General features: G+C 65.7%; 2 protein-coding genes. Both read left to right on the plus strand.

Annotated features, from left to right (window positions below):
• A partial coding sequence (locus tag M3498_09015) for a hypothetical protein (GenBank protein MDQ3459420.1) occupies positions 1-205 on the plus strand: 205 nt, incomplete at its 5' end.
• Positions 206-640: 435 nt separating this feature from the next.
• Positions 641-2,470 carry a glutamine--fructose-6-phosphate transaminase (isomerizing) gene (gene glmS / locus M3498_09020; protein MDQ3459421.1) on the plus strand — a complete coding sequence of 610 codons (1,830 nt, stop codon included), beginning with the start codon at positions 641-643 and terminating at the stop codon, positions 2,468-2,470.
• The last annotated feature ends 65 nt before the right edge of the window (positions 2,471-2,535 follow it).

The raw sequence follows: 2,535 nt of genomic DNA on the forward strand, positions 1-2,535 counted from the left end.
GCTTTTCGCCCTGGCGCTGGCCACGGCCCTGCCCCTCGAACCGTCGCTGACACAAGCGGGGCGATATCATTATCCGCCTTTGACCTTCCCCACCGCGCTGCGCGATTCGGCGCTGGTCGGCCTCGGGCGTGCTATTCTCGAGGTGGGATCGGAGGGACCCTACAGCCTCTTCTTCCCGGACCGCCCCCGGACTGCGGCCCCTTGACCCGGCCCTCGGCGCGGTCCCAAAGGAGGTAAGGCGAAAACAACGCGACGCTCGAGAAAGCGCAAGCCCTAAAGGCAACTGAAGATTCAAAATTGAAGGTTCAAAATTTTTAATATTTAATCTTCAATTTTGAATTGCCTTTAGGTGACGAGGCGGAGGGCCCCTGGCCGAGCCAGGGGATAAGAGGCCGCAAGGCCCCTAAAATGCGAATCTAAGTCTGCGGGCCCCTCCTGAGTTTGAACCCCTCACTCGAGTCCACGGGTTCGGCGGGGTAACTCCCCGTACCAGCGAATTCCGGCGCATGCCGGCAGGTGACGGTCTGTGATGAACGCGGACCAGGCTTTTGGGCATGCCTCTATAGTCGTAGAGGGCACGCCCTGAGCGTTCGGCCCGGGTGTTCGGCCTTGAGCGTTTGGATCTGAGAGGGAGCAAACTATGTGCGGCATCGTAGGCTATGTGGGGCACCGCCAGGCGGCGCCCGTGATTTTGGACGGGCTCAAGCGGCTCGAGTACCGCGGCTACGATTCGGCGGGGGTGGTGGTGGCGCCGCCTGGAAGGAACGGCTCGGCGGGCTTACAGGTGGTCAAGCGCGCGGGCAAGCTGGGCGTCCTCGCCGCCGTCCTGGCGGCGCAGCCCGTGGCGGGAAAGCTCGGCCTGGGCCACACCCGCTGGGCCACCCACGGCAAGCCCAACGACATAAACGCCCACCCCCACCTGGGCGAGGACGGCAAGCTGGCCGTCATCCATAACGGCATCATCGAGAACTATCTGCCCCTGCGCGAGCGCCTCGCCGCCGAGGGCCACCTCTTCGCCTCGGAGACCGACACCGAGGTTCTCGTTCACCTCATCGAATCGCACTACGCAGGCGACCTGGTGGCGGCCGTGCGGGCCTCCCTAAAGGAGGTCGAGGGCGCCTACGCGCTCGTCGTCTCGCACGCCGAGCACGACCTCATCGTGGCGGCGCGGGCGACCAGCCCCATGGTCCTGGGTCTCGGCGAGGGCGAGAACTTCGTGGCCAGCGACATCCCCGCGCTCCTGCCCTATACCCGCCGGGTCGTCTTTCTGCACGACGGCGACATGGCCGTCATCGACCAGGCTGGGGTGACGGTCACCGACTTTGCGGGCCGGGCGCAGGAGCGCCCCGTCTCCGAGATCGGCTGGGACGCCGAGGCGGCCGAAAAGGGCGGCTATGAGCACTACATGCTCAAGGAGATCTACGAGCAGCCGGCCGTCTTGCAAAACACCTTCGGCGGGCGTTTCGCCGCCTCGGGCAGCGACGTGCAGCTCGACCTCGCGCTCGACCCCTTGTCAATCGACCGGGTGATCATCACCGCGGCGGGTACCGCCTTCTACTCGGGTCTGGTCGGCGAGTACCTGATCGAGGCATTAGCGCGCCTGCCCGTCGAGGTCGAGGTGGCCAGCGAGTTTCGCTACCGCAGCCCGGTCGTCAACGAGCGCACGCTCTGCATCGTGGTCTCGCAGTCGGGAGAGACCATCGACACCTTGGAAGCCCTGCGCGAGGCCAAGCGCCGCGGCGCTAAGACCTTAGCCGTCTTGAACGTCAAGGGCTCGTCGATAAGCCGCGAGGCCGGCGACGTGCTCTACATCCACGCCGGCCCCGAGATCGGCGTGGCCAGCACCAAGGCCTACCTGGCGATGGTCGCGGCCTTTGAGCTGCTGGCCCTCTGGCTCGGCCGGGCGCGGGCGGAGCTCTCAGACGAAAGGGCGGCCGAGCTGATCGCCGAGCTGCGCCGCCTGCCCAAGCTCGTCGAGACCGCCCTGGAGACCCGCGCGCGGGTCGCCGAGATCGCCGAAAGCTTCAAGGGCCGCTCGGACTACCTCTTCTTGGGCCGCGGCGTCAACTATCCGACGGCTTTGGAGGGCGCCTTGAAGCTCAAGGAGATCTCCTACATCCACGCCGAAGGCTACGCCACCGGTGAGATGAAGCACGGTCCCATCGCGCTCATCGACGAGAGGATGCCGGTGGTCATCGTCGCCACCGCCTCGGCGCTCTACGACAAGACGGTCTCCAACATTCAAGAGGTCAAGGCTCGAGACGGTGTCGTCATCGCCCTGGCGAGCGAGGGTGACGCGCGCATCGCCCAGCACGCCGATTACGTGATCACCGTGCCCGAGACGCTCGAGCTCGTCTCGCCGCTCGTCAACGTCATCCCCCTGCAACTCCTGGCCTACGAGACGGCCCACCGCCTGGGACTCGATGTCGACCAGCCACGCAACCTCGCCAAGAGTGTGACGGTCGAGTAACAAACGACTGCCGGCTCATAGCCGGCAGTCATACTGATCTCCTAAAGCGCGGGCTGGCGTACGCC

Source organism: Deinococcota bacterium, from assembly GCA_030858465.1.
GTDB lineage: Bacteria > Deinococcota > Deinococci > Deinococcales > Trueperaceae > JALZLY01.

Bases quoted from the DNA above. Each gene is read 5' to 3' on its own strand.
- glmS (MDQ3459421.1), top strand. From the start codon at position 641: ATGTGCGGCATCGTAGGCTATGTGGGGCACCGCCAGGCGGCGCCCGTG.